The sequence below is a fragment of the Marinobacterium alkalitolerans genome (assembly GCF_017776525.1).
GTDB classification, from domain to species: domain Bacteria; phylum Pseudomonadota; class Gammaproteobacteria; order Pseudomonadales; family Balneatricaceae; genus Marinobacterium; species Marinobacterium alkalitolerans.
In genome coordinates, this window is record NZ_JACVEW010000044.1 from 1 (window position 1) to 2743 (window position 2743).

Annotated in this window: 3 protein-coding genes and 1 pseudogene; all 4 read right to left on the reverse strand. The window is 45.1% G+C overall.

The features are described from left to right. Positions 1–841 precede the first annotated feature (841 nt). Complete coding sequence (locus H9C73_RS15925) at positions 842–1378, reverse strand: tyrosine-type recombinase/integrase (protein ID WP_456238101.1); 537 nt, start codon at positions 1376–1378, stop codon at positions 842–844. After that, positions 1367–1597 (reverse strand): annotated as a pseudogene (locus H9C73_RS16480) (phage integrase); the annotation flags it as partial. The pseudogene H9C73_RS16480 and the gene H9C73_RS15925, both read right to left, overlap by 12 nt. Before the next feature lie 60 nt (positions 1598–1657). After that, positions 1658–1960, reverse strand: a complete 303-nt coding sequence (locus tag H9C73_RS15930; protein WP_209288888.1) for a hypothetical protein — start codon at positions 1958–1960, stop codon at positions 1658–1660. Between the two features lie 383 nt (positions 1961–2343). Continuing rightward, the coding region (locus tag H9C73_RS15935) for an integrase core domain-containing protein (RefSeq protein WP_209288889.1) at positions 2344–2743 on the reverse strand (400 nt) is incomplete at its 5' end.

Consider the following 2743-nt stretch of genomic DNA (forward strand, 5'->3'; position numbering starts at 1 on the left):
GCTTCAAGCGTGCGATCCTGTTTCACTTTGGAGGACTGGTGATGGAGCCAACCCACAGTAACGGGTGAAGGGCCATATTGATACTGAGGCTCTAATTGATAACTTCGCAGACCGAAGTTTTAGAGACACTGCTGATAAGCATTACATAGCGGCCAGGCTCTCATATATGAATTCACTTGATACTCAGTTTTTATGGCAATCCCTCCAAGCAATAGAGAAATATTTTAAAGCTATTTTTTATATAATAGAATCCCAACCGTCGTTAATAAAGGAAGACAAAAAAAGAATCTAATCGGCCACTCTTTAATCTCAGCACTTGAGCTTGCAAATAAATTAGATTTTGAGTTGGATTTAGGTGATGAAGCCATTAATTTCATTCATTATTTAGATGATTATGGCTCATACCGATATTTAGAGAAATCGTACTCTTTACATGGCCCGAAGCTATTACAGCTTGACCATACCGTCTGGAAAATCCGCAGATATTGCTTCCAGATGAAGAAAATTCTGCCAGACAAGGAAGGTACAACCAGAGATTTACTATCTTTGAATCTAGAAAGGATCCAGAGGTCGAATAGTGAGCCTTATATTAACTATAAGATTCATGGTGGATTGCTAGAAAAGATTCTTAGCGGCTCACACTATATACCAAAAGACGCTTTAGTAGCTGAGAATGAATATTTTAATACAGAGAAAGTTGAAGCCGTATACCACCCTTACTTTTCCACCTCTGTTAATTCCCCTTTATTAATGCATCCTAAAATAGTTCACAAAATTAATGAGCTAACCTATCTACCTAAAAAGGTCTTTGACTTTCACGATAATAGGCTACATGAGTTAACTACATCGCCAAAGGACCAAGATTAATTACCTCAATATAATGATCTGGTGATAAATGCGCATACCGCATAGTCATTTGAATAGACCCATGACCCAGCACCTTTTGCAGCGTCAGCAAATTACCGCCATTCATCATGAAATGACTGGCGAAAGTATGCCGAAGGACGTGGGTTCTCTGCCCCTTCGGCAACTCTATCCCCGATTCTTCCAGGGCGTTCGTAAATGACTGGTAACAGTTACCAAACAGCCTCCCCTTCTCCTTCGTCTTAATCTCTCGGTAAAGCCCCTCTGCGATCGGGACGGTTCGACTCTTCCCGCCTTTGGTACGGTGGTAGGTGATCTGATTATTTCGGACCTGAGACGCGGTGAGGCTTTCTGACTCTGACCATCTGGCTCCCGTCGCCAGACAGACTTTTGCCACTTTGATGGCATCGGGGTTTCGTCTCGCTGCCAAGTGATCCAGCAGCAACTGAATCTCTTCCTTACTCAGCCAGGTTAACTCCCGCTCGTCAGTTTTCAGCGGTCGAACGTTCTTCAGCGGATTTTCCCGTTCCCATTGCTCCAGTCTAATAAGTTCATTGAACACAGCACGCAGATAAGCCAATTCATGGTTGAGGGTATTAGCGGCCACGTCTTCGGATCGGCTGGCACGATAGGCGGTGAAGTCCCCTCCACGCATTTCTGAAGCGATCGGGTTGCCCATCATCCCGCAGATGTTTTCCAGAACGTTTCTGCTGCGCTCGCCGTCTTTCAGGTGTTGGCCATGGCTGCCTGAGGTCTACTTTTGGACCCCGCTAAAAATGGAGGGATTACTGTATTATTCGATGTGATTTTCAATACCAAAGCTTTCGGAAACTGCAGTATCGTCATCTAACGTTTTGACAGCTCTGCTCTTTAGCGTTGAAAGAGCTAAATGAAAACAGCTTTCGCAGAGATCTAGATGATGAACAACACCATCATTGTTAGAAGCATATCCCCACTCAGCATGTAATTCCCCCTTCTCTACGAGAATTTTTCCGTCGATTTCTTTTGCGAGTGCTTCGCCACAGACCGAGCATTTTAATTGCTTCAGGTGATCTTGGATCGATGCCCGTACTGACTCAATGGTTGGCCCTGACATAAATTTCTCCTATCACTAAGCTTAGCTTCACTGATCAATACAATATAACCCCTATCAGGCCAATTTAACCTACCCTGCAGTATTGGGTCTATATAAGCCATTACGTTAAGTAGTTTCATGATGAAGCACAGCATTAACGCTAGCAAACCTGTTTCATGATGAAACACAACACTGGCTGTGAGCTGACCTTCTCCAAGTGGAAAACAAAATACGTAAGGACTAAATATCACGATGACTCAGCCTCACACCGAGGAGAGGTAAGCATGGAGATATTCAGGCGCGCATGAGGACCACACCGGTACATCAAGATGATAACCTATGCACCAATTGACATATCATCAGGACCAACAAGAAGAACAAAGATGAGACCCTAGCTGTGAATACTAAACACGTTGTTCACGCAGCTTCGGTATTCGAGACACCGGCGGTAGATTTCCGATACTGCCATGAGGGCGCTGTTTATTGTAGTGGTTGATCCAGTCTGTCAGCGCCCAGGTCCTTGATATGTCATTTGCGTAGGGCACTGCATATGCCCACTCCCTGATCATTGTTTGTATAAAACGCTCCGCCTTGCCGTTCGTTCTGGGCGTGTATGGGCGCGTGTACACATGCTTGATCCCTTCTCGTTGTAAAACTGCATTGAACCGACGGGAACGATAGGCTGGACCGTTATCGGTCATCAGACGTTTCACCTCTACACCTATTTCGCGGTAGGCCGCCAGAGCGTTTTCCAAAAAGCGCGTTGTGGTGCCTTGCTGCTCATCTGGTAGCACCCGGGCAAAC

Excerpts from the sequence above, each read along its gene's own strand:
- H9C73_RS15930 (WP_209288888.1), bottom strand. The coding sequence starts at position 1,960 with ATGTCAGGGCCAACCATTGAGTCAGTACGGGCATCGATCCAAGATCAC.